This window comes from Microbacterium daqui, from assembly GCF_050408675.1.
GTDB lineage: Bacteria > Actinomycetota > Actinomycetes > Actinomycetales > Microbacteriaceae > Microbacterium.
In genome coordinates, this window is record NZ_JBNTKF010000023.1 from 1 (window position 1) to 23,138 (window position 23,138).

Annotated in this window: 23 protein-coding genes and 1 pseudogene; 5 read left to right on the top strand and 19 right to left on the bottom strand. The window is 63.3% G+C overall.

Annotated features, from left to right (window positions below; genetic code table 11):
* Positions 1-125 (top strand): annotated as a pseudogene (locus ACQUSY_RS11410) (IS481 family transposase); the annotation flags it as partial.
* Between the two features lie 11 nt (positions 126-136).
* Here the strand turns inward: ACQUSY_RS11410 and ACQUSY_RS11415 are convergent.
* A complete protein-coding gene (locus ACQUSY_RS11415; protein ID WP_428904600.1) occupies positions 137-601 on the bottom strand; it encodes an OsmC family protein in 465 nt (154 codons plus the stop codon).
* Positions 602-641: 40 nt separating this feature from the next.
* Here ACQUSY_RS11415 and ACQUSY_RS11420 point away from each other — a divergent pair, with 40 nt between their 5' ends.
* A complete protein-coding gene (locus ACQUSY_RS11420; RefSeq protein WP_428904601.1) occupies positions 642-1,640 on the top strand; it encodes an asparaginase in 999 nt (332 codons plus the stop codon).
* A 21-nt stretch (positions 1,641-1,661) separates the two neighbouring features.
* On the opposite strand, the gene ACQUSY_RS11425 is transcribed toward ACQUSY_RS11420, so the two are convergent.
* The 15 genes from ACQUSY_RS11425 to prmC form a co-directional block, all read right to left on the bottom strand.
* Complete coding sequence (locus ACQUSY_RS11425; protein WP_428904602.1) at positions 1,662-4,418, bottom strand: FtsK/SpoIIIE domain-containing protein; 2,757 nt, start codon at positions 4,416-4,418, stop codon at positions 1,662-1,664.
* A 69-nt stretch (positions 4,419-4,487) separates the two neighbouring features.
* Positions 4,488-5,276: a PP2C family protein-serine/threonine phosphatase gene (locus ACQUSY_RS11430; RefSeq protein WP_428904603.1), complete on the bottom strand. Its 789-nt coding sequence runs from the start codon at positions 5,274-5,276 to the stop codon at positions 4,488-4,490.
* A 115-nt stretch (positions 5,277-5,391) separates the two neighbouring features.
* Positions 5,392-6,141: a YaaA family protein gene (locus tag ACQUSY_RS11435; protein ID WP_428904604.1), complete on the bottom strand. Its 750-nt coding sequence runs from the start codon at positions 6,139-6,141 to the stop codon at positions 5,392-5,394.
* A 65-nt stretch (positions 6,142-6,206) separates the two neighbouring features.
* Positions 6,207-6,467 (bottom strand): F0F1 ATP synthase subunit epsilon, encoded by a 261-nt coding sequence (locus ACQUSY_RS11440; protein WP_217337955.1) that lies wholly within the window; start codon positions 6,465-6,467, stop codon positions 6,207-6,209.
* A gap of 1 nt (position 6,468) precedes the next feature.
* Positions 6,469-7,917, bottom strand: a complete 1,449-nt coding sequence (atpD, locus tag ACQUSY_RS11445) for a F0F1 ATP synthase subunit beta (RefSeq protein ID WP_428904605.1) — start codon at positions 7,915-7,917, stop codon at positions 6,469-6,471.
* 23 nt (positions 7,918-7,940) lie between these two features.
* On the bottom strand, positions 7,941-8,837 hold the full coding sequence (locus ACQUSY_RS11450; protein ID WP_428904606.1) for a F0F1 ATP synthase subunit gamma: 897 nt from the start codon (positions 8,835-8,837) through the stop codon (positions 7,941-7,943).
* Positions 8,838-8,858: 21 nt separating this feature from the next.
* Positions 8,859-10,499, bottom strand: coding sequence for a F0F1 ATP synthase subunit alpha (atpA, locus tag ACQUSY_RS11455; RefSeq protein WP_428904607.1), 1,641 nt, complete (start codon positions 10,497-10,499; stop codon positions 8,859-8,861).
* A gap of 62 nt (positions 10,500-10,561) precedes the next feature.
* Positions 10,562-11,350, bottom strand: a complete 789-nt coding sequence (locus ACQUSY_RS11460) for a F0F1 ATP synthase subunit delta (protein ID WP_428904608.1) — start codon at positions 11,348-11,350, stop codon at positions 10,562-10,564.
* Positions 11,350-11,898: a F0F1 ATP synthase subunit B gene (locus tag ACQUSY_RS11465; RefSeq protein WP_428904609.1), complete on the bottom strand. Its 549-nt coding sequence runs from the start codon at positions 11,896-11,898 to the stop codon at positions 11,350-11,352. The genes ACQUSY_RS11460 and ACQUSY_RS11465 overlap by 1 nt, the downstream gene beginning before the upstream one ends.
* A 33-nt stretch (positions 11,899-11,931) precedes the next feature.
* The gene (gene atpE, locus ACQUSY_RS11470; RefSeq protein ID WP_428904610.1) at positions 11,932-12,168 is read right to left on the bottom strand and encodes an ATP synthase F0 subunit C; all 237 of its coding nucleotides are present in this window, start codon (positions 12,166-12,168) and stop codon (positions 11,932-11,934) included.
* Positions 12,169-12,212: 44 nt separating this feature from the next.
* The gene (gene atpB / locus ACQUSY_RS11475) at positions 12,213-13,019 is read right to left on the bottom strand and encodes a F0F1 ATP synthase subunit A (RefSeq protein ID WP_428904611.1); all 807 of its coding nucleotides are present in this window, start codon (positions 13,017-13,019) and stop codon (positions 12,213-12,215) included.
* Positions 13,020-13,175: 156 nt separating this feature from the next.
* Positions 13,176-13,709 (bottom strand): Cg1360 family ATP-synthase-associated protein, encoded by a 534-nt coding sequence (locus ACQUSY_RS11480; protein ID WP_428904612.1) that lies wholly within the window; start codon positions 13,707-13,709, stop codon positions 13,176-13,178.
* The gene (locus ACQUSY_RS11485; protein WP_428904613.1) at positions 13,706-14,872 is read right to left on the bottom strand and encodes an MraY family glycosyltransferase; all 1,167 of its coding nucleotides are present in this window, start codon (positions 14,870-14,872) and stop codon (positions 13,706-13,708) included. Before ACQUSY_RS11485 ends, ACQUSY_RS11480 begins: the two co-directional genes overlap by 4 nt.
* Positions 14,869-15,576, bottom strand: coding sequence for an L-threonylcarbamoyladenylate synthase (locus ACQUSY_RS11490; protein WP_428904614.1), 708 nt, complete (start codon positions 15,574-15,576; stop codon positions 14,869-14,871). Before ACQUSY_RS11490 ends, ACQUSY_RS11485 begins: the two co-directional genes overlap by 4 nt.
* A gap of 32 nt (positions 15,577-15,608) precedes the next feature.
* Positions 15,609-16,490, bottom strand: coding sequence for a peptide chain release factor N(5)-glutamine methyltransferase (gene prmC, locus ACQUSY_RS11495; RefSeq protein WP_428904615.1), 882 nt, complete (start codon positions 16,488-16,490; stop codon positions 15,609-15,611).
* A 154-nt stretch (positions 16,491-16,644) separates the two neighbouring features.
* Here prmC and cysK point away from each other — a divergent pair, with 154 nt between their 5' ends.
* The 3 genes from cysK to ACQUSY_RS11510 are packed head-to-tail and all read left to right on the top strand — an operon-like array spanning position 16,645 to position 19,568.
* The gene (cysK, locus tag ACQUSY_RS11500; protein WP_428904616.1) at positions 16,645-17,583 is read left to right on the top strand and encodes a cysteine synthase A; all 939 of its coding nucleotides are present in this window, start codon (positions 16,645-16,647) and stop codon (positions 17,581-17,583) included.
* A gap of 3 nt (positions 17,584-17,586) precedes the next feature.
* A complete protein-coding gene (gene epsC, locus ACQUSY_RS11505) occupies positions 17,587-18,156 on the top strand; it encodes a serine O-acetyltransferase EpsC (RefSeq protein ID WP_428904617.1) in 570 nt (189 codons plus the stop codon).
* A 29-nt stretch (positions 18,157-18,185) separates the two neighbouring features.
* Positions 18,186-19,568, top strand: coding sequence for an amidase (locus ACQUSY_RS11510; protein ID WP_428904618.1), 1,383 nt, complete (start codon positions 18,186-18,188; stop codon positions 19,566-19,568).
* Positions 19,569-19,617: 49 nt separating this feature from the next.
* Here ACQUSY_RS11510 and ACQUSY_RS11515 read toward each other — a convergent pair whose 3' ends face one another.
* Genes ACQUSY_RS11515 through rho form a run of 3 tightly spaced genes read right to left on the bottom strand, consistent with a single transcriptional unit; the run spans position 19,618 to position 23,092 of the window.
* A complete protein-coding gene (locus ACQUSY_RS11515; protein ID WP_428904619.1) occupies positions 19,618-19,923 on the bottom strand; it encodes a hypothetical protein in 306 nt (101 codons plus the stop codon).
* Between the two features lie 11 nt (positions 19,924-19,934).
* Complete coding sequence (gene prfA, locus ACQUSY_RS11520) at positions 19,935-21,014, bottom strand: peptide chain release factor 1 (protein ID WP_428904620.1); 1,080 nt, start codon at positions 21,012-21,014, stop codon at positions 19,935-19,937.
* On the bottom strand, positions 21,014-23,092 hold the full coding sequence (gene rho / locus ACQUSY_RS11525) for a transcription termination factor Rho (RefSeq protein WP_428904621.1): 2,079 nt from the start codon (positions 23,090-23,092) through the stop codon (positions 21,014-21,016). The genes prfA and rho overlap by 1 nt, the downstream gene beginning before the upstream one ends.
* Positions 23,093-23,138: the final 46 nt, after the last annotated feature.

Consider the following 23,138-nt stretch of genomic DNA (forward strand, 5'->3'; position numbering starts at 1 on the left):
ACGACGACCGAGCCGCCGCCTTGACGACCTGGCTCGACCACTACAACCTAGACAGGCACCACCTCGGCATCGGAGGCAAGACCCCCATCGACCGAATCAACAACGGTCGAGGTCAGTACAGCTAGGCGGCGTTCGGTTAGCCGACGGTGATCGTGGCTTTGTGCCGCACCGGGAAGTTGACGCTTGACGCGATGAAGCACCATTCGTGGGCATCGTGATGCGCGGCAAGCGCGTCGTCGATCATTGACTCATCGGCAACCGTCACGTGCGGGTGCAGCACCACTTCGCTGAAGTGACCGCCGTTGCCCTCCTGCACCATGGTTCCGGTCGCTTCATCACGGTAACTCGTGACAACGACGCCCCTCGTCACGCATGCGTGGAGGTAACTCAGTAGGTGACATTCGGCGAGCGCCGACATGAGGAGATCCTCGGGGTTCCACCGCGTGGGGTCACCGCGAAACGGACGATCGGCTGAGGCGAGAAGGTCGGGCTTGCCGGCGACTTCGAGCGTGACACTGCGGGCGTAGTCGCGGTAGCCGCTCGTGCCGGTTCCGTTGTTTCCCGTCCACGTTGCCGTGGCGGTGTAGTGGTGCTCAGCCATGCGCCTAGTTTGGCACGGTGCGCGCGTTAGGCTTGATGTTGTGTCTGAAACATTTGCCGTAACCGAAGCTGTTGAACTCGCCGTTGTGGAACGGAGCGGATTCGCCGAGTCGCGTCATGCGGGCTCCGCGGTCGTGCTCTCCCCCGATGGCGAGATTCTGGCGTCGTACGGCAACATCACCGCTCCCGTGCTACCGCGCTCGAGCATGAAGCCGCTGCAGTCGCTTGCGTGCGCCACGGCGGGCCTGGAGCTCACCGGCGAAGCACTCGCGCTGTCGACGGCATCGCACTCCGGCACCGACCGCCACGTTGAGGTGGTGCGCTCGATGCTGCAGTCGGTGGGCTTGACCGAGGATGACCTCGAGTGCCCCGTCGCTTACCCCAGCGACACCGACGCCTACGCGCACATGCTGCGTGATGCGCTGCCGCAGGCTCGCGTTCGCATGAACTGCTCGGGCAAGCACGCCGCGATGCTGATGACGTGCGTTGCCAACGAATGGCCCACCAAGGGCTACCTTGACCCGCAGCACCCGCTACAGGTTCACACGCGTGAACTCATTGAGCGTCTCACGGGCGAAAAGATGACGATCACCGCAGTCGACGGATGTGGCGCTCCGGTATACGGCATGAGTCTGCACGGCCTTGCTCGCGCGCTGCACCGCATCGGCACGGCAAGCGAGCGGTCGCCGTTCGCAATGTACCGTTCGGCCGGCGCGCTCGTGCGCGCTGTTCGCGAGAACCCGTGGGCAATTTCCGGCCCGGGCCGTGACGACGCGATCGCGATTGAAACGCTCGGTGTCTTCTCGAAGGTTGGCGCTGAGGGCGTTCAGGTGATGGTCGCCCCGAACGGCACGACCGTGGCCCTGAAGATGGTCGACGGTAACCCGCGTGCGAACTCGATCGTGGCCGCCACGCTGCTGGCCCGTGCTGGCGCATGCACCGACGCGCAGATCGCGGACCTGGAAGCGGCTCTCAACCTTGACGTGCTCGGCGCTGGCCAGCCCGTCGGACGCATTCGCGTCACCGCCGCCGCAGCTTAAGCAGAGGTTTCCTCCCCCCGCTCAACGGTCGGGGGTGGCAAGGCGGACGCGGCGGGGGCGGGTGCCTGTGCGGAACTCCCACCAGCGGCCGGGGCGGGCAAACGGCGGGGCGGCGCGCTCTCCGGTCAGAAGGCGAACGTCTGCGAGGCATTCGGCGGCGATAACGAGGGTGCCGGAGTTGCGGAGCAGTTCGAGGGTTGCCCAGGCTCGTTGGAACTGTTCCGGGTCGCCCACAAAGATGGTGCGATCGATCGTTTCTTGATCATTCGTCTGCGCCTCACTAACGGGGACAAACTTCCACCCCGCTCCCCACTCGTCGCGCAGTGCCGCCACGTGTTGTTGTGCCCCGCGCGCCACGAGCCCCACGGGGCCCGTTCGCGGACGAAACTCCGGTGCCGAATCAGACAACGGCACTGCTGGCTGCGGTGAGGGCAACGCAAACTGCACTTCGGCACCGGCCATGAGCGCGCGGCCGGGAGGTTTGCGCGGGTCGTGATCGGTTGAGGTTCCGCCCGCCGCAATGTGATCAAGCTTGCTGGGTACCGCAAGGAGCACCCGCCCGGGAAGAAGGTCGGCGATCCGAGACAAAACACCGGACGCCCGCTGCGCGGTGAGTACCCAGGTTTGGCTCCGAGAGCCCGCTGCGCGCACGAGCTGTTCGAGCCGTTCGCTCGCTTCGCGGGTAAAGGGCTCGGGCCAACCAGCGAGTGCGGCATCGACGTCATCCCACACCACGAGCGACGCCGGCAACATCGCCAGCGACTCGAGGCGGTCCCACGCGAGCTCAAGGTCAGCCGGAATACGAACGGTGTCAGGGTGACTCTGCACCAGCAGGTCGACCAGTGACGTCTTGCCGCTCCGCGGCCCACCCAGCACCCACCAGCCGCGTTCGACACCCGGCTCGATCACGACCGGCACCCGCCGGAGATTTTCGGTGTCATCGGCGACGCCCACAGCAATACCGCGTGCGGGCGTGGGCAGGTCAGCCACCGTCACTTGCGGCGGTAGCGGCTCCCACCACGATTCTTCCCGCACCGCACGTGGGTATCGCGCGACCAACCGCGTGATGTCCTCGGGCGAGCTCAGCGCACTCCGGAACCGCTGCGGCACCGCATCGGCCGCGCGGCGCACAAACGCGACACCCTTGCCTTCAACCCCACCGCTGATTTGAGCAGCGTCATCTGCCCCGATGATGGTGCGGGCATCGGTCGCGTCAGTGACCCGCAACGCGATGCGCAACGGGGTGTTTGCGAGCGTGGCATCACGAATGGTTCCGGCGACGCGCTGTGCGCCCAGAACGAGGTGCATGCCCAGCGCACGCCCACGGGCCGCGATATCGGTGAAGACGGCGTCGAGTTCGGGCAATTGCCGTAGCATCGCCGCGAACTCATCGACGATGATGACGAGGCGTGACAGACTCACCCTCTCATCGGTGATGTCGCGGGCACCGACAGACGCGATCGCGCTCTCGCGACGCCGAATCTCAGCCTGCAGGCTCAGCACTGCTCGCCGCGCCAGCGCTCCGTTCAGGTCGGTGAGAATACCGGTGACGTGAGGCAGCACGAGCAACGGATCAAACGCCGTGCCGCCCTTGAAATCAGCCAGCAGTAGCGTCACTTCGTCAGGTGTGTACGCCTCACACAGGGCGAGCGCCCAGCTCACCAGCAATTCGCTCTTACCCGACCCCGTGGTTCCGACCACCACGGCGTGTGGCCCGTCGGTCACGATGTCGAGCGTGACGGGCGCGGTGCCCGAGCGACCGATCGTGACCGGAAGTTCGCGATGCGCGACGCCTGGATGCTGCGCCAAATCGGCGAAGTGGACGATGGATTCGATCGTGCGTGATTCATCAGCCTTCGCCGCCAGCGCCTGCGCGAACGCCGCTGCTTGCGAGCGCGAGAGAGCTTCGGAACACACGTCGTGCTGCAGCGAATCACGGCCGACCGTGCCTCGCAGATCGGCGCCAACTTCGATGACGGTGCGACACCCGGCGGGCAGGGCGTCTGCGGGACGACACCAGCTCAGTGACAACGCCGACGGAACCGGATCGGTGGCCGCAATCGCCAGCACACGCTCGGCGTTCGAGTACCGTACGTGCGGGAGCGCCGTCATCCACTCCTCGGCATGATCGCCCAGCACGAGCCGCAATGCGTCGGGGGCATGCGTGCAGCAGGCTTGCACCACGAGTGCCCGTAGCACGGCTTTCGCCACGAGCGGCTCGCCCCGCACACAAATGCCGCCATCGAGCGGCAACACGAGCGGCGCGCCCTGCAACGCCATCGCATAGCTACGCAGCTTCTGCGCCTCCTCCCCCTCAACACCGCGCGCCACATCAAGGCTCAGCCCCATGGTTCCGGAGCCCACCACCACCGTGCCCTCGCGCTGCGGATGCACCCGCCAGAACTCTTCTTCGCGCTCCGCCAGTCGCGCCACGTCGGGGTGCGTGTGCCAACGAATATCGCGTTCGGTGGCGTGCTGCGCATCGATCTGCGTTGTCACCTCAGCAACCGCCCGACGAATCTGCTTGCGATAGCGCCGCTCGTCGGCGCGCTTGCCGCGAGCCGCGTCCATCATCGTCGCGACCAGCATGATCGGCCCGAGCGCCGCAAACATGAGGGCAATCACGGACTGCGTGAGCGCGTACATACCGACGCCGCCGAGAATCGGAACCACGGCGGCAGCGAGCGGGATCGCAGAGCGCTTGCGCGGTGCGGGTGGCGCCGGAAGCGTCAGCGGCGCGTCTGCTGTCGGCTGTGGTGACGTGAGGACATAACTCATGCCTCCATCGTGCGACGCGGCAACAACGGCGGGCGGCGAATCCGGTGGCGCGGGGAGAACCCGCGAGAACTACTCGGCTGTGGAGGAACGCGTGACGTCAACGACGATGAGCGTCACATTGTCGCGGCCACCGTTTTCGAGTGCGGCCTTCAGCATCGCGTCAACAGCGTCGCGCGGGTCAGGGTTCTGCGCCAAAAAGTGGCCGATGCCGTAATCGGTGAGTTCTTTCGTGAGCCCGTCAGAGCAGATCACGAAGCGGTCGCCATCAACAATTTCGACGCGAACGTAGTCGGGTGACACGCTTTCACTCGGCCCGACGGCACGAGTAATGACGTTGCCGTACGGGTGATTCTCTGCCTCTTCTGCGCTCAGGCGGCCAGCTGCCATCAGCTCTTGCACAACAGAGTGATCCGTCGTGAGCTGAGTGAGTCCGCCGTCACGAAGCAGATAGACCCGGGAGTCACCAATGTTGAGGGTGACCCATGACTCGGTGGCAGCGTCAGTATCGAGGTAAATACCCGTCAGCGTTGTTCCGGTGCCTTCATCGGTCGTTTCCGGATGCGCCGCAATGTCAGCAACAGCTTTTGTCAGGGCCTTTTCAATCGTGATGGGCGATACTTCACCCTTTTTCACCATTGCGCGCAAGCGATCGACGGTGCTTGCCGAGGCAATCTCGCCGCCAATGTGGCCGCCCATGCCGTCGGCGACGACGAACAGCGGAAACGCGGTGAGGAAGGCGTCTTGGTTTGACTCGCGTCGGCGACCCGTGTCTGTGGTTCCGTACCACGACAGCGTGACCTCATCGCCACTAGCGAGCGTCAAGCTCTGGGTTGCGGTTGCGTCAACGGCGTTGGCCACGGCCGAAACCCCCATACATAGTGTTGCCAGCGCGGGACTGCACCGGTGTACTAATCCTAAAGGACACGCCGGGCGCGCGTCCGTAACGACGTGGGGATTGGGGACAGTTTTGTTGTCACCCAGTCACGAGCTGCCACTCGTGCTCCCCCGCTGTCAGCTCCACGCCGTGCTGCGCCGCCCAATCAAGCAGGTCTGCCGCCGATGACAGCACCGGCTCCGACTCGGCCAACACGCGCACCAGGGCGCCCTTCGCGTGCTTGTTGAAGTGGTTCAGCGCGCGCACTTCCCCGCCCTCACCACGCGTGACCACGCGCACGAACGCCGACGGCGTTCCTGCAGGCACCGATCCGAGCGCAACATACGCTTCGCTACGAAGATCAAGCACAAATGGTGCCTGCTCAGCAGCCAGCGCGGTCGTGACGGCTTCGTTCCAATGCTTCTTCATCGGCGTGAGGCCAGGAAGTCGCACACCGGCTCCGAGCCGATACGAGGGAATAGCGTCTGCCGCACCCACAAGGCCGAACGGTGCCGAGTGAATCAATACGTGTTCCGCAAGCCACGAACGCGCGGACTCCGACAGCGACTCCGCATCCAACGCATCAAACAACACCCCGGTGTAGCGGTCCATCGCAGGCATCGTCGGCGACGCCCACAGCGCCGCATTGGTCGCAACCTCGCCCAGCTGGCGCGGCGATAGCTTGAGAACGCGCGCGGTTTCGCTCTCGTCAGCGCTCAGCGCGACGAGAGCATCAAGCGCAGCGCGACGTTGTGGCTCCAATGAAGGCAACCGCAGTTTCGCGAGATCTAGTGGGGCTCCGGAACCATCGGGACGCTTGGTTTCGGAGGGCGGAAGAAGAATCAGCATGGCTTACCTTGTGATGCAAAAAGCCGCCCACCGGATACCCGGCGGGCGGCTTTTTGACTAGTCAATCAGGAGACGAGTGCGGCGTGGCCAGCAACAATCGTGACGGTGGAACCCTCCATGGAGAGGAATCCGTCCTTCGCGGTAGCCGTAACCTTTTCGCCGGCGGAGGTGGTGATACGCACCTGACCTTCGGCGAGGATTGCCAGCACAGGCTCGTGGCCGGTCATGAACCCGATTTCGCCTTCGACGGTCTTAGCGACGACCAGCGACGCCTCTCCCGTCCAGACCTCTGCGTCAGCAGAGACGAGGCTCACGTTGAGGGCCATCTCAGCCGTTCTCCTTCTGGATCTTCGCCCACTGCTCTTCGACGTCGGAGATGCCACCGACGTTGAAGAATGCCTGCTCGGCTACGTGGTCAAACTCACCCTTGACGATAGCGTCGAACGACTCGATGGTCTCTTTGATCGGAACCGTCGAACCCTCAACACCGGTGAACTTCTTCGCCATGTAGGTGTTCTGCGAGAGGAACTGCTGGATGCGACGTGCACGTGCCACGACGATCTTGTCTTCTTCAGAGAGCTCGTCGACACCGAGGATGGCGATGATCTCCTGGAGCTCCTTGTTCTTCTGCAGGATCTGCTTGACAGCGGTTGCCACACGGTAGTGGTCGGCACCGATGTAACGCGGGTCGAGGATACGCGACGTCGAGGTCAGCGGATCCACAGCCGGGTACAGACCCTTCGACGCGATCTCACGGCTGAGCTCGGTCGTTGCGTCAAGGTGCGCGAACGTCGTAGCCGGTGCCGGGTCGGTGTAGTCATCAGCAGGAACGTAAATTGCCTGCAGCGACGTAATCGAGTGACCGCGCGTCGAGGTGATGCGCTCCTGGAGCACACCCATCTCGTCAGCAAGGTTGGGCTGGTAGCCCACGGCCGAAGGCATGCGGCCCAGCAGGGTCGAAACCTCAGAACCTGCCTGCGTGAAGCGGAAGATGTTGTCGATGAAGAGCAGAACGTCCTGGCCCTGCACATCACGGAAGTACTCAGCCATGGTGAGTGCCGACAGTGCAACGCGCAGACGCGTTCCCGGCGGCTCATCCATCTGGCCGAAGACAAGGGCCGTCTTGTCGAAGACGCCTGCTTCTTCCATTTCGTGGATCAGGTCGTTACCCTCACGGGTACGCTCACCAACACCGGCGAACACGGACACACCACCGTGGTCCTGTGCGACGCGCTGAATCATTTCCTGGATAAGGACGGTCTTACCGACACCTGCACCACCGAACAGACCGATCTTTCCACCCTGAACGTAGGGGGTCAGCAGGTCGATGACCTTGATACCGGTCTCGAACATGGTGGTCTTCGACTCAAGCTGGTCGAAGGCGGGTGCCTTGCGGTGGATGCCCCAACGCTCGGTGACCTCGATGGTCTCGCCGGGAGCGAGGTTCAGAACCTCACCCGTTGCGTTGAACACCTTTCCCTTGGTGACGTCACCGACCGGAACCATGATCGGCTCACCGGTGTCGCGCACCTCCTGGCCGCGGACAATGCCGTCGGTAGGCTTCAGGGCGATGGCACGAACGAGATCGTCGCCGAGGTGCTGCGCAACCTCGAGCGTGATCTCAGTCGACTCTTCGCCGATCGTGATGGTGGTCTTGAGTGCGTTGTAAATGCCGGGAATCGAGTCGTGCGGGAACTCGATATCGACAACCGGTCCCGTAACGCGTGCGACGCGCCCGACGACCGCAGTCTGAGCTGCCGTGGCGGTGTCAGTCATGGTCTTCTCTTTCGTGATGGTCTTTAGGACGCCAGAGCGTCCGCGCCGCCGACGATCTCGGCGATCTGCTGCGTAATCTCTGCCTGGCGCGCGTTGTTGCGGAGGCGGGTGTAGTCCGTGATGAGCTTGTCTGCGTTGTCACTTGCCGACTTCATCGCCTTCTGCGTGGCGGCGTGCTTTGCAGCAGCCGACTGCAGGAGCGCGTTGTAGACGCGGCTCTGGATGTAGACAGGCAGGATCGAGTCGAGAACCTGGTCAGCATCCGGCTCGAATTCGTACAACGGGTACACCTGAGTCGACGCAGCTTCTGCTTCGTCGGCCTCCACGATCTCCAACGGGAGAAGGCGGACGTTCTCAGGCGACTGCGTCATCATGCTGACGAAGCGGTTGTAAACGAGGTGAATCTCGTCGACGCCGCCGTCAGCGTAGTCCTTGCGGAACGAGTCGAGGATGGCTGCCGAAATCGCTTCGGCAGTCTCAAACGCGGGGTTATCAGTGTCACCAACCCAGTCGGCTTCCCAGTCCATTTTGCGGAACTGGAAGTAACCGACGGCCTTGCGACCAACGAGGTAGTACACCACCTCGCGCCCCTGCTCCTTGAGCATTTCAGCGACCTCGAGAGCCTCGCGGAGGATCTGCGAGTTGAACGCGCCGGCCAGGCCGCGGTCTGCCGTGAAAACCACGACCGCAGAGCGGCGGATCTGCTCGGGCTCACGAGTCAGCGGGTGATCGACGTTGGAGTTAGTGGCCACGGCGGAAACGGCACGCGTCACGGCCCGCGCGAAAGGCGAGGCCGCGCGAACGCGGGCCATGGCCTTCTGGATGCGCGAAGCCGCGATGAGTTCCATCGCCTTCGTGATCTTCTTCGTGGTCTGAGCAGAAGAGATCTTCTGCTTGTAGACCCGGAGTTGAGCGCCCATTATCGTTTCTTTCCGCCCGGCTTACGCCCGGCGACCCTTGACGATCTGCTCCTGGTTCACGTCTTCAGCGTTTGCTGCGTCGTGCTCTTCACGGCCGAGACCGTCAATTGCCTGACCCTTGCCACCGTTGAACTCAAGGATGAACTTGTCGGTCACGGTGTTGAGCTCGTCAACCGTTGCATCATCGAGAACGTTGGTCTCACGCAGACGCGTCAGGATCTCGGTGTTGCGGCGAACGTAGTCCAGCAGCTCGCGCTCGAAGGGAAGAACATCTTCAACTTCGATCGTGTCGAGTTTGCCATTGGTACCAGCCCAGATCGAAACGACCTGCTCTTCAACCGGGTACGGCGAGTACTGCGACTGCTTGAGGAGCTCGGTTAGGCGGGCACCACGTGCCAGCTGGCGACGCGAAGCTGCGTCGAGGTCCGATGCAAACATCGCGAATGCCTCGAGTGAGCGGTACTGAGCCAGCTCAAGCTTCAACGTACCGGAGACCTTCTTGATCGACTTCACCTGAGCATCACCACCAACACGCGAAACCGAGATACCCACGTCAACGGCGGGACGCTGGTTAGCGTTGAAGAGGTCCGACTGGAGGAAGATCTGGCCGTCGGTGATCGAAATCACGTTGGTCGGAATGTATGCGGAGACGTCGTTTGCCTTGGTCTCGATGATCGGAAGACCGGTCATGGAACCCGCGCCCAGCTCGTCCGAGAGCTTTGCACAACGCTCGAGCAGACGCGAGTGCAGGTAGAAGACGTCACCCGGGTAAGCCTCACGACCCGGCGGACGACGAAGGAGGAGCGAAACGGCGCGGTAAGCCTCAGCCTGCTTCGACAGGTCATCGAAGATGATGAGGACGTGCTTGCCGCCGTACATCCAGTGCTGACCAATGGCAGAGCCCGTGTAGGGAGCCAGGTACTTGAAGCCGGCCGGGTCAGACGCGGGAGCTGCGACGATCGTCGTGTACTCCATGGCGCCAGCCTCTTCCAGCGCGCCCTTAACCGAGGCGATGGTCGAGCCCTTCTGACCGATTGCGACGTAGATGCAGCGAACCTGCTTGTTAACGTCGCCCGATTCCCAGTTGGCCTTCTGGTTGATGATGGTGTCGATCGCGATAGCGGTCTTACCGGTCTGGCGGTCACCAATGATGAGCTGACGCTGGCCACGGCCAACGGGGATCATCGCGTCGATTGCCTTGATACCGGTCTGCATCGGCTCGTGAACCGACTTACGCTGCATAACGCCCGGAGCCTGAAGCTCAAGCGCGCGGCGTCCTTCGGATGCGATGTCGCCAAGACCGTCGATCGGCTGACCCAGCGGGTCAACGACGCGGCCGAGGTAGCCGTCGCCGACGGGAACGGAGAGGACTTCACCCGTGCGGGTGACTTCCTGTCCTGCTTCAATACCCGAGAATTCGCCGAGCACAACAACACCGATCTCGTTCTCGTCCAGGTTCTGGGCGAGGCCGAGGGTGCCGTCTGCGAAGCGAACGAGCTCGTTAGCCATGACGCCGGGCAGGCCCTCAACGTGGGCGATGCCGTCGGCAGCGTCAACGACGGTGCCGACTTCGGTCGCCGCAGCGCCTGCGGGCTCGTAGGCGGCGACGAAATCTTTCAGCGCGTCACGGATGACGTCGGGGCTGATGGAGAGGTCTGCCATTGTCTTCCTTCGTTTTGTGGGGCTTGACGCCCCGAAATTCTCCGCTTTCGCGGGAAGTCGTATTAGCCTGCGAGCTTCTGGCGCAGGTCCTCGATGCGCGACGAAATCGTGCCATCGATGACGTCATCTGCAATCTGCACACGCAGACCACCGACGACGGCGGAGTCGATTACGACGTTGAGCGAAACGCGCCCGCCGTAGCTCTTGGACAGAGCGGCCGTGAGGCGCTCCTGCTGCTCAGCTGCCAGCGGCGAAGCGGACGTCACCGTAGCGACAACTCCTCCACGCTGCTGTGCGACCAGACGCATCGCGTGCGAAAGCATTGCGCGCACGCGGCGACCACGCGGGTCCTGCACCAGCGCCGAGACGATCGAAGTCGTCGCGTCGCTGGCCTTGCCAGCGAGGAGCTTGCTGATGAGCTCGCCCTTCGCGTCGTTTGCACCCAGGCGCGAGCCGAGGGCAAGTTCAAGGTCAGGGTTCTCCGCGATGAGGCGGGTGACCGAGAAGAGCTCGCCTTCGAGGTCGACTCCCTCTGCGGCGCGCGATGCCGCGCGCACGCCGAGGTCTTCGATACCTGCGACGAGGTCATCTGCGTTCGACCAGCGCTGCGATACCGCTGCCGTCAGTGCCGCAACCGTTGCCGGCTGGAACTGAGCGCCAAAGACGGTTGCAACGACCTGCGAACGCGACTCGACCGAAGCGGTGGGGTCAGCAAGCGCTCCGCCCAGCTGCTTCGAGGATCCGAGAACCTTAGCGGCTGCGAACAGCTCGTTTGCGGTCTGCAGATCAACGGTCTGCGCGTCGAGAGCTACTGCTGACGCCGCGAGTGCCTGAGTGGTAGCGCTACCCATTATCGGGTTGCCTTCTCAGAGGCCTCGAGGTCAGCCAGGAAGCGGTCTACGACGCCCTGAGCCTTCTTGTCGTCGCCGAGCGTTTCGCCGATGACGTTACCTGCGAGGTCAAGAGCGAGCGTGCCGACCTCGCTACGGAGCGAAACGAGAGCGGTCTGACGCTCCGCCTCGATCTGTGCGTGAGCCGTGGCCTGGATGCGAGCTGCCTCAGTGGTAGCCGATTCCTTAGCCTCTGCAACGATCTTCTTGCCGTCTTCGCGTGCCGAGTCGCGGATGTCTCCCGCTTCCTTGCGCGCGCTAGCGAGCTGAGCCGTGTACTCCTCCAGCGCGGCTTCCGCCTGGCGCTGAGCTTCGTCGGCCTTGGCAATGTTGCCTTCGATGGCAGCCGAGCGTGCATCAAGCAGCGCGGCCATCTTCGGGAGAGCAACCTTCCAAACAACGAAGAGGATGATCACGAAGCAGACGGCCGACCAGATGATGTCGTACCACGCGGGGATCAGCGGGTTAGGCGCTGCTTCCTCTGCGGCCAGGACAAGAGCGTTAAGCATCCTGTCTCCTTACCTGTCTGAAGTCGAGTGAAATTACGCGGCGAAGATGAAGTGCGTGGCGATACCGATGAAGGCGAGTGCCTCGGTGAAGGCGATACCGATCCACATCATGACCTGCAGGCGACCCTGCAGCTCAGGCTGACGTGCAACACCCTCGATCGTCTTGCCGACGACGATACCCACACCGATAGCGGGGCCGATTGCCGCGAGGCCGTAGCCCACGGTCGAGATCGAGCCGGAGACTTCAGCGAGAACCGTAGTTGCGTCCACGGGGTTTTTCCTTTCGTTGGGAGGAACGGCTTATGCCGCTCCGCTCAGTGCTCTTCCGCGACTGCGAGCTGGATGTAGACCGCAGTCAGGATCGTGAAGACGTACGCCTGGAGGAAGGCCACCAGGATTTCAAAGAGGGTGTAGGCGAAACCGGCTGCCAGCGTACCGACACCGAGAATCGGGAACCATGACCCTGCAGAGAAGAAGAAGAAGTGCGTCGCTGCAAAGAACAGAACGAGCATCAGATGACCGACGATCATGTTCATCAGAAGACGCAGCGTCAGCGTGACGGGGCGGATGATGAACGTCGAGATGAACTCGAGCGGCGTCACGATCAGGTACAGCGCCTTGGGCACACCCGCCGGGAACAGCGAGTTCTTGACGAAGCCACCGGGGCTCTTCTTGACACCCGCGTAGATGAACGTCACGTAGGAGATCACCGCGAGCAACAGCGGAACCGCGATGATCGAGGTGCCGGCGATGTTCATGAAGGGGATCACACCGGTGAGGTTCATGAACAGGATCATGAAGAACATCGTGGTGAGGATGGGAAGGAAGCGGTTGCCGTCCTTCTTACCCAGGAGGTCGTGCGCGATGTTGACGCGGACGAAGTCAAGGCCCATTTCGACAATCGACTGGAAGCGGCCGGGAACGACGCGCATCTTGCGAGTGCCAAGAACCAGCAGCAACACGACAACAGCGGTTGCGAAGAACTGGATCAGGTGAATGCGGGTAATAACCAGCTCACCGATTTGGAAGACCGGCGCAGGGAAGAATTCCCAAATCGACGGTGAGTGGAAGCCATCGCCTTCAGCGGCGGCAGCGGCGATAAGACTCGCGGCGTGGTTCAACGGTGCGGCTCCAACTTCGGGGCAACAGACAGGTGCTGCGACGATGGGTGAGACTGGATCATCCCGGCTCAGGTCGCATGCAGAGCAGTGCGCACAGCCGAGGGGAACTCTCCTACCCTAGCAATAGTTCGTAATTCTCACGAATCGAGAGGGATATTAATTGCCCTCTTTTGGTGATGAATTTGTGTCATCAATTTCTTCTCGGTTTGAGCGCTGGACGACGTCGTTTTCTTCGTTGTCGTCAGCGACCGTTTCGGGCAGGGCAATCTCAATCGGGATGCGCATTTTCTGCATCACAATGACGTCCACGATGAGCGACGCGAGCACCGTCACGACGAGGGCGACGTAGAAGATCTGGCTGTGCAGCCACGGCTGGTCTTTGATCAGGAAGAATCCGACCAGGAAGATCACGAACTTCACGAGCCAGCCACCCAGCACAATGGCGAAGAACAGCGTGGCGTAGAGGTCGGTTCCGTTCCACCGGTTGGCAATCAGAATCGATGCTCCGGTGATCGCGAGGAAGATAAAGCCGAAGAGCACGCCAGCGACGACGCTCCACATGCCGTCTTGCGACGCCAACAGGTAGCCGATGATGCCACCAATGACCGCGATGAGAGCGTTAACGATGCCACCAACGATCAGGGTCATTCGCAGAACGGGGTTACTGGCGACGGGGGCTGGGGCGTTCATGAGGCGTCCTCCATGTCGGGCGCGGGGATCTGGCGGCGGCGCGAGGGAATGATCGTGACGACGAGGCAAGCGAGGATTCCGACGACTCCGAAGATGACGCCAACCCACCACAGCCCCGGCCAACGATCACGGGTCGCGATGTACATGAGCAGGACAGACAGGCAAACGACTGCCGTCCATGCATAGAAAATCAATACCGCTTCCATGGCGGTGTGGCCATGGTCAAGCATGCGGTGGTGTAAGTGCTTGCGGTCGGGCGAGAACGGCGACTTGCCCGCTCGCAAACGACGCAATATGGCGAGCCCAAAGTCGGTGAGCGGGAGCATCACGACAACGATCGGCAACAGAATCGGGATGAAGGCACCGATGAGCTGCGACTCCCCCAGCTTGTCATCGCTGATCGCGTCGCTGAGCGCCTCCGGGTTTGCTTCGCCCGTGATCGCAATCGCACTGGTTGCCATCAGCAGACCCAGCAGCAGTGCGCCCGAGTCTCCCATGAACAGGCGTGCGGGGCGCCAGTTCAGCGGCAGGAAGCCAATACACGCACCAATGATCGCGGCGGCGATAAAGGTGGCGAGTGACGAGTTCGTTGATGTGCCGAAGTCACGCACAAACATGTACGAGTACAGAAAGAACACGACATTCGAGATCAGCACGACGCCCGCGACGAGGCCGTCCAGGCCATCGATGAAGTTCACCGCGTTCATCACCACAACGATGACGATCACCGTGAGTCCAAAGAGAACCCAGTTCGACAGCAGAGTGATGCCACCCAACGGCAGGTAATAGATCTGCAGGCCGCCGTAGGCGATGATGCTCGCGGTGATGAACTGTGCCGCCAGCTTGATCATCCAGTCGAGATCCCAGAGATCATCGGCGATACCGACCAGCACGATGAGGGTCGAAGCGATCACGATGGCCCAAATGGCCGTCGGCTTCTCCCAGAAGATGTCAAAAAACGGAACCTGGCTGGAGATTGCGATGGCGACCATGATGCCGACAAACATCGCAATACCGCCGATGCGCGGTGTTGGCGTCGTGTGAACGTCGCGTTCGCGGATGCCGGGGTAAATCTTGAAACGGTGACTTAAGTGCCACACCACCCACGCCACGATGAAAGTCACCGCGGCGGTCAGGATGACGATGAAAAGGTACTGCCTCAAGATGTGCCGCCGGTTTCGGGTTCCGCAGGTGCGGGATCCGGCTCCAACACATCTCCCAGCACATCGCGCAGCTGCGCGCGCGTGATTCCGCCTTCGCGCAGAACGCGAACGACGCGCTCAGCTTCACCACCGCCGACAAGTTGCGTCGCGTCGATGATGGTCGAGCTCATACCGGCTCCAGCCTCACCGCCATCGAGATACACCCCGATGCTGTCAGCGAGCATGTTTTGCGCCTCGACGATCGTGTTGGCGGCGGGCTGGCCGGTCAGATTCGCACTAGAAACAGCGAGCGGACCGGTCTCCTGCAACAGTTCGCGAGCGATCGTGTTGTCGGGCATACGCACAGCGACGGTGCCCTTCGTGTCACCCAGGTCCCACGTCAGTGACGGTTGTGCGGGCAGAACGATAGTGAGGGCGCCAGGCCAGAAACGCTCAACGAGAGCGCTCACTTCGGCCGGAACTTCCGCAACCAGTGCGCGCATCGCGTCCGTGGTTCCGACCAATACTGGCGGTGGCTGGTTGCGGCCTCGACCCTTCGCCTCCAGGAGGCGTTTCACCGCGGCCGGCGAAAAAGCATCAGCACCGACGCCGTACACGGTGTCGGTGGGCAAGACGATGAGCTCACCGCGGGCAATCGTCGTGCGCGCGGCACGCATTGCAGGCAGGAGCTGGGAGGCATCGAGGCAGTCAAAGACAGAAGACATGACCTCGCCATTCTAGGGCGCGCGGCTGGCTATTACGGGTGAACGGCAGTGGTGACGCGATCGCGCATCGTGAGGTCTTGGTGCGTTGCCGCTGCCATCCAGCCGTCTTTCGTCAAGATTTCGCGAATATCCGCGCCCTGCCACTCGCCGTGTTCGAGCACAATTGTCGATCCGGCGTGGCCGAGCCGCAGGCCCACACCGCTGATGACGCGAATGTCATCGAGCCCATCAGCGCCGCTGTACAGCGCCTCTTTCGGGTCGTACAGTCGCACCTCGAGATCACGCGGAATCGCGTCGGCAGGCACGTAGGGCGGGTTCGACGCGATCACCGCGACGGTGCCAGCAAGATCGTCAAGGGCGTCGACAAAGCTCCCGTTGCGCAGCTCCAGGTTGGTGGCGCCCACGTGCGCAACATTCTTCGCCGCCCATGCGTGTGCGTCGACCGAACGCTCCACGGCGACCACGCGGGAGTGCGGAACCTCGGTGGCCATTGCGAGAGCGATGGCGCCGGAGCCGGTGCCGAGGTCGACGGCGATGGGCTCAGGCGCGGCGACCGCCCACAACGCGTCAATCGCGTATTGCGCCACGATTTCGGTCTCCGGCCGCGGCACGAAAACACCGGGCCCCACGAGAAGCTCCATGTAGCGGAACGGTGCGGAACCAGTGATGTGTTGCAGAGGTTCGCGTGCGGCACGGCGGGTGATGACGGCGGCAAAAGCGTCACGCTCGGCGTCACTCAGCACGTGGCCCAGCGTCTCTTTCAGCTGGATGTCCCCGCGAGACGTGTCGAGCACGTGCGCCAACAGCAGTGCGGCGTCAACAGCGGGGTCGGCGACGCCCGCCGCGGTGAGGGTTTCACGGGCCGCCGCCAGCACGGCGGGTACGGTCGCATCGGGGGCAGGCTGTTCAGACATCTCCCCCAGTTTACGGGCGCGGCACCCGCGACCTCAGCCCATGGTTCCGCGGATCGGCTGCCTCGACCTGACGCAATTCGTCACATCCCTACCTCCCGCTCAGCGAGACAGCCTATTCTGAACGCGCATTTGACGACGCCACGAAAGGGCAATCATGGCTGGAATCCACGCCGACATCACCACGGCATTCGGCAACACCCCGCTCGTTCGCTTGAACGCGGTCACCGAGGGCGTCGGAGCAACCGTGCTCGCGAAGCTCGAGTTCTACAACCCCGGGTCGTCTGTGAAGGACCGCCTCGGTATTGCGCTCGTAAATGCGGCTGAGGCTTCGGGTGAACTCAAGCCCGGCGGCACGCTGGTCGAATCGACGTCGGGCAACACGGGCATCGCGCTCGCCCTCGTCGGCGCTGCACGGGGCTACCGCGTGATTCTGACGATGCCGGCGTCGATGTCGAAGGAGCGTCGCCTGCTGCTCAAGGCGTTCGGCGCCGAGCTCGTGCTGACCGACCCGACGAAGGGCATGACGGGCGCCGTCGAAGAGGCGAAGCAGATCGTTGCCAACACCCCGGGTGCCGTGTGGGCACGCCAGTTTGAGAACGAGGCGAACCCGGCGATTCACCGCGCCACGACCGCAGAAGAGATTCTGCGCGACACCGAGGGCAACGTTGACATTTTTGTTGCGGGCATCGGAACCGGTGGCACGATCACGGGTGTGGGTCAGGTGCTGAAGGAGAAGGTTCCGGGCATTCAGGTCGTCGCTGTTGAGCCCCAAGACTCGCCGGTGCTCAGCGAAGGCCACCCCGGTCCGCACAAGATTCAGGGCATCGGCCCGAACTTCGTACCCGAAATTCTTGACCGCGGCGTGCTGGACGAGGTTGTTCCGGTTGAGTTCGATGACGCGCTGCGCGTCGCTCGCGAGGTTGCGGCACGTGAGGGCCTGCTCGTCGGCATGTCGTCTGGCGCGGCCATTTGGGCGGCACTCGAGGTGGCCAAGCGCCCGGAAAACGCCGGCAAGACGATCGTTGTGATTGTTCCCGACACGGGCGAGCGATACCTCTCCACGGCCCTGTTTGAGGATTTGCGCGAAGATTAATGCATGAGCATTCTTTCTCGACTTCGTGAAGACCTGCGGGCCGCGAAATTACGCGACCCTGCGGCACGAAACGGGGTCGAGATTGCGATTCTGTACCCCGGGTTGCATGCGATTTGGGCGCACCGTGTCAACCACTGGCTGTGGCAACGCAACGTACGGTTTCTCGCACGCGCGGGCTCGCAGTTTGCCCGCTTCTTGACGGGCATTGAGATTCACCCCGGCGCAACCATTGGCCGCCGGTTCTTCATCGATCACGGCGCGGGCGTCGTGATCGGCGAGACCGCCGAAGTGGGTGACGACGTGATGCTCTATCACGGCGTCACCCTCGGCGGCCGCACCACCTCGACGCCGGGCAAGCGCCACCCCACAATCGGTGACGGCGTTGCTATCGGCGCCGGGGCGAAGGTGCTGGGGCCGATCAACATTGGCGCGCACTCAGTTGTTGGCGCCAACGCCGTTGTAACGAAGGATGCCCCAGAGCACTCGGTGCTGGTCGGCATTCCGGCGAAGGCACGACACCGTCACCCAGGTGAAGACACCAAGGCGCTCATGGCGCCGGAATACGCCATCTGACCTCCGTCGCAAACCCCTAGGCTCGAGTCATGAGTGTTCTTCACGATATTTCCGCGCGCGGATTGGCCCGTCAGCTGAACCAGCGATCGGTATCACCGCGCATCGTCACGGAACACTATTTGCGACGTATTGCCGCACACAACGACCGCGTGGGTGCCTTTGTTGAGGTCACCGCCGATGCCGCGCACGAGCGCCTCGCCGCGGTCCTTCCCGATGCTGTGCGCGGGCCGCTGTGGGCGGTTCCATTTGGCGACAAAGACCTCTCGGCACGCGCCGGCATCGCGACCCGCTATGGGTCAGCGGCGTTCCGCTCGTTCGTGCCAGAAGCCTCCGATCCGCTCGTCACAGCGCTCGACGCGACCGGCGGCATCAGCCTCGGCAAGACCGCGACACCCGAGTTTGGCATGACGGGGTACACCGAGTCGGCGGTTTCCGCGCCGACCCGCAACCCGTGGGATCTCTCGACCGGTGCCGGTGGTTCCAGCGGTGGTGCCGCAGCCGCGGTCGCCGCCGGACTCCTCCCCTGGGCTCCCGGGTCTGACGGCGGCGGCTCCATCCGCATTCCTGCCGCAACCGTTGGCATTGTGGGCCTCAAGCCCTCCCGCGGCCGCATGCCCATTGGTTCCGGCCTGGACTCCCCCGATGGCCTTGCCGTTTCCGGCCCACTCGCGCGCTCCGTCGCCGACATTCGCTTCCTGTACGGCGTCATGCGTACTCTAGCGCCGCTCCCCTACGCGGTGTCCGCACCCGAGGTTGCGCTGCCGACGACCCTGCGTGTCGGCGTCACTACCGTTTCACCGTGGGATGACGACACCGACATCGTACTCGACGACGACGCAGCCGCGGCCGTGGCGTGGGCGGCTGACGTGCTGACGGCCGCAACCGAGGTCTCCGAGGCGCACTGGCAGCCCACCGGATACCCCGACCTGTTCCGCACGCTGTGGCGTGCGAGTGCCGCGCGGATTCCCGTGCACGGCACCAAGCTTGCAAACGTCGAGCCGATTACGCGCTGGCTCATCGAAGAGGGTCGTGCGCTGTCGAGCGAACACCTGCTCGGTGCCTATGCCGCGGCGCGCGTCTTCGAAAAGCAATCGATTGCTGCCTTCAGCGGCTACGACGCCGTACTGACGCCGGTGATCGCGCAGTCCCCGCGCCCGGTCGGCTGGTTTGACGCCGAAGACGCCGAGAAGAACTTCACGCAGCAGGTGCAATATGCGCCGTACACGAGCTGGGTCAATGTTGCCGGGCTGCCCGCCATTTCGGTGCCGGTCACGATGTCACAGAGCGGCCAGCCCGTGTCGGTGCAACTCGTCGGGCGTCCGGGTGGCGAAGAGGCGCTGTTTGCCCTCGCTGAGGTGCTTGAGCAGGCACGCGGTCCGCTGGCTCACCCGCCAGTCTGGTACGAGAAGTAAGAGCGCGCAACCGCGGCACGCGGCACGCGGCACAGCGTCGTGCGGTGGGTTACGCCGCCTCGAGGGGCGTGCGCAGTGGAGCTTCACAACGCGGGCAGAAGGTCACTTCGGCGGGCAACACGAGGCCGAACCGAAACGTGATCGGCAGCGGTTTGCCGCACGACGGGCACGTCCACATGCGCGAAACGATGGCGCCTGACCATGCCGGAAACGCCAGCACGATTGCGACGAGCACCATCATCACGATAACGAGTGAGTACCAGCGCAGGCTGTACCCGACGATAGAAAGAGCGAGCACGGTGAGGCAGACGACGGGCACGCGCACTACCGCACGCGACACGTATTCAAACCTCATCGTGCGCTCGATCAGTCGTTGTCGCCGATAGCGGCGAGGCGCTCCTCTTCATCGGCCGAAATGCACGACTCGATGATCGGCCCGATGGCACCGTCCATGACCTGGTCCAGGTTGTACGCCTTGTACCCGGTGCGGTGATCCGCGATGCGGTTCTCCGGGAAGTTGTACGTGCGGATGCGCTCGGAGCGGTCCATGCCACGAATCTGCGACTTGCGGGCGTCAGACGCCGCAGCCGCGAGTTCTTCCTGCTGGCGTGCGAGCAGGCGTGCACGCAGCACGCGCATACCGGCCTCACGGTTCTGTAGCTGGCTCTTCTCGTTCTGCATCGAGACCACGATTCCGGTGGGAACGTGGGTGATGCGCACAGCCGAGTCTGTCGTGTTCACCGACTGACCACCCGGGCCCGACGAACGGTATACGTCGATCTTCAGGTCGTTCTGGTCGATGTGAATCTCTTCGGGCTCATCAACCTCGGGGAACACCAGCACGCCGGTGGTCGAGGTGTGAATGCGGCCCTGCGACTCGGTGGCAGGAACACGTTGCACGCGGTGCACGCCGCCCTCGTACTTGAGGTGCGCCCACACGCCCTGCGACGGGTCGGTGGAGTTGCCCTTGATAGCGATCTGAACGTCTTTGTATCCGCCCAGGTCGCTCTCGTTGTGCTCGAGTAGCTCGGTCTTCCAGCCGCGGTGAGCCGCGTATTGCGAGTACATGCGCAGGAGGTCGGCGGCGAACAGAGCGCTTTCGGCGCCACCCTCACCGGCCTTGATCTCCATGATTACGTCACGAGCGTCATCCGGGTCGCGCGGGATCAGCAGACGGCGCAGCTTCTCCTGCGCCTGGGCCAGACCCTCTTCCAGCGCCGGAAGCTCCTCCGCGAATGCTTCGTCTTCCTTCGCCAGTTCGCGAGCGGCCTCCAGATCGTCGCCAGCGGCGATCCATGCGCCGTGCGCGTGGACGATCTTGTTGAGCTCGGCGTAGCGACGGTTGACGCGTTTGGCGCGGGCAGCGTCGGCGTGAACTTCGGGGTCAGACAGTTCCTTCTCGACAAGCTTGTGCTCGTCGAGAAGGGCCTGAACAGACTCGAACATTAGCGAATGTTGTTCTCGTGAGCGTGCGATGCGCCGCCAGCAACAGCCGGCATCGACTTCTGCATCTGCACCAAGAACTCAACGTTCGACTGGGTGTCGCTGAGCTTGCCGAGCACGACCTCGAGGGCCTGCTGGGTGTCAAGGCCCGCGAGGGCACGACGCAGCTTCCACGTGATCTTGACCTCGTCAGGCGACAGCAGCATTTCTTCGCGACGCGTCGACGATGCGTTGACGTCAACGGCCGGGAAGATGCGCTTGTCAGCGAGCTGACGGCTCAGGCGCAGCTCGGAGTTACCGGTGCCCTTGAACTCTTCGAAGATGACCTCGTCCATCTTGGAACCGGTCTCAACGAGAGCGGTCGCGAGGATCGTCAGCGAGCCACCGTTTTCGATGTTGCGAGCCGCACCGAAGAAGCGCTTGGGTGGGTACAGGGCCGAGGCGTCAACGCCACCGGAGAGCACACGACCCGAGGTGGGAGCAGCCAGGTTGTAGGCACGGCCGAGGCGCGTGATCGAGTCGAGCAGCACGACGACGTCGCGACCCAGCTCAACGAGGCGCTTGGCGCGCTCAATGGCGAGCTCCGCAACCGTCGTGTGGTCTTCAGCCGGACGGTCGAAGGTCGAAGCAATAACTTCACCCTTGACCGTGCGCTGCATGTCGGTGACCTCTTCAGGGCGCTCGTCAACGAGCACCACCATGAGGTGAACCTCAGGGTTGTTCGTAGCGATCGCGTTGGCGATCTGCTGCAGCACGATCGTCTTACCGGCCTTCGGCGGTGCCACGATCAGGCCACGCTGGCCCTTACCAATCGGAGCCACCAGGTCGATGATGCGCTGCGTGAGCTTCTCGGCACCCGTCTCCAGGCGCAGGCGCTCCTGCGGGTACAGCGGCGTCAGCTTGCCGAACTCAACACGGTTCGCGGCGTCTTCCACCGACAGGCCGTTGATCGAGTCCACCTTGACGAGAGCGTTGTACTTCTGACGGCCCGACTGCTCACCTTCGCGCGGCTGCTTGATCGCACCGACGATGGCGTCACCCTTGCGCAGGTTGTACTTCTTGACCTGGCCGAGCGAAACGTAAACGTCGCTCGTACCGGGCAGGTAGCCCGATGTGCGCACGAACGCGTAGTTGTCGAGAACATCCAGCACACCGGCGATCGGAATCAGAACGTCGTCTTCACCGATCTCCGGCTCAAACTCGTCGTTCTGCGTGTTCGAACGGCGCTTGTTGCGCTGACGGTTACGGTTCGAGCCGGCCTCGTCATCCTGGTTGTTGCTGCTGTTGTTGTTGCGGTCGTTACCACCGTTGTTCTGGGCGTTGTTCTGACCACCGTTGTTGCTGGTTCCGGAACCATTGCTACCGCCGTCACGCTCGTTGCGGTTGCGGTTGCGGTTGCGGCTCCGGCTGCGGCTACGGCCGCCTTCGGATTCGCCCCCCTCGGTCGATGCCTGCTCGCCGTCAGCGGAGGGCGTCTCCGATGCGGACTCAGCCGCTGCTTCAGCGGGTGCGGCGGCCGGCGCGTCTGCGGCGTCGGTTGCCTTTTCTGCGGGAGCCTCGGTTGCCTCAGCGGCAACCGGCTTCTTGCGCGAGCGGCTCGGCTTCTTCACCGGGGCTGCCTCGTCAGAAGCGGAACCATCGGTTGCGGCTTCGGCGAAGGGAGCGTCAGCGGCTTCTGCAGCGGCAGCAGCCGCTGCAGCCTTCGTGGTGCGCTTTGCCGGAGCGGCCAGAGCGGCCGGAGCCTCAGCAGCCGCGGCAGTCTCAGCAGGAGCGTCACCTGCCGGGACGCCGTCTGCCGGAGCATCAGCGTCTGCCGCCGGCTTCGCCGCGGTCTTGCGCACGGGGCGCTTACGCGGGGCCTTGGTCGGAGCCTCAGCGTCAGCTGCAGGCGCGGCGTCAGCTGCCGGAGCCGCAGCGGCCGGAGCCGCAGCAACCTCGGCCGCAGGCGCCTCGGCCGTAGCTTCTGCCGTCTTCACCGTGGCCGTCGTTGCACGCCGCGGTGCACGCTTCTTCACGGGCGCAGCGTCTGCTGCCACCTGCGAATCCGCAGGTGTGGTTTCGATCTCGGAGTTTGACTCCACGAGTTCTCCTCTAATTGGGATTATCTTTCATCTGCCTACAGCCTTC

Bases quoted from the DNA above. Each gene is read 5' to 3' on its own strand.
- ACQUSY_RS11415 (WP_428904600.1), bottom strand. From the start codon at position 601: ATGGCTGAGCACCACTACACCGCCACGGCAACGTGGACGGGAAACAAC.
- ACQUSY_RS11425 (WP_428904602.1), bottom strand. From the start codon at position 4,418: ATGAGTTATGTCCTCACGTCACCACAGCCGACAGCAGACGCGCCGCTG.
- ACQUSY_RS11435 (WP_428904604.1), bottom strand. From the start codon at position 6,141: ATGCTGATTCTTCTTCCGCCCTCCGAAACCAAGCGTCCCGATGGTTCC.
- ACQUSY_RS11440 (WP_217337955.1), bottom strand. From the start codon at position 6,467: ATGGCCCTCAACGTGAGCCTCGTCTCTGCTGACGCAGAGGTCTGGACG.
- atpD (WP_428904605.1), bottom strand. From the start codon at position 7,917: ATGACTGACACCGCCACGGCAGCTCAGACTGCGGTCGTCGGGCGCGTC.
- ACQUSY_RS11450 (WP_428904606.1), bottom strand. From the start codon at position 8,837: ATGGGCGCTCAACTCCGGGTCTACAAGCAGAAGATCTCTTCTGCTCAG.
- atpA (WP_428904607.1), bottom strand. From the start codon at position 10,499: ATGGCAGACCTCTCCATCAGCCCCGACGTCATCCGTGACGCGCTGAAA.
- ACQUSY_RS11460 (WP_428904608.1), bottom strand. From the start codon at position 11,350: ATGGGTAGCGCTACCACTCAGGCACTCGCGGCGTCAGCAGTAGCTCTC.
- ACQUSY_RS11465 (WP_428904609.1), bottom strand. From the start codon at position 11,898: ATGCTTAACGCTCTTGTCCTGGCCGCAGAGGAAGCAGCGCCTAACCCG.
- ACQUSY_RS11480 (WP_428904612.1), bottom strand. From the start codon at position 13,709: ATGAACGCCCCAGCCCCCGTCGCCAGTAACCCCGTTCTGCGAATGACC.
- ACQUSY_RS11490 (WP_428904614.1), bottom strand. From the start codon at position 15,576: ATGTCTTCTGTCTTTGACTGCCTCGATGCCTCCCAGCTCCTGCCTGCA.
- prmC (WP_428904615.1), bottom strand. From the start codon at position 16,490: ATGTCTGAACAGCCTGCCCCCGATGCGACCGTACCCGCCGTGCTGGCG.
- cysK (WP_428904616.1), top strand. From the start codon at position 16,645: ATGGCTGGAATCCACGCCGACATCACCACGGCATTCGGCAACACCCCG.
- epsC (WP_428904617.1), top strand. From the start codon at position 17,587: ATGAGCATTCTTTCTCGACTTCGTGAAGACCTGCGGGCCGCGAAATTA.
- ACQUSY_RS11510 (WP_428904618.1), top strand. From the start codon at position 18,186: ATGAGTGTTCTTCACGATATTTCCGCGCGCGGATTGGCCCGTCAGCTG.
- ACQUSY_RS11515 (WP_428904619.1), bottom strand. From the start codon at position 19,923: ATGAGGTTTGAATACGTGTCGCGTGCGGTAGTGCGCGTGCCCGTCGTC.
- prfA (WP_428904620.1), bottom strand. From the start codon at position 21,014: ATGTTCGAGTCTGTTCAGGCCCTTCTCGACGAGCACAAGCTTGTCGAG.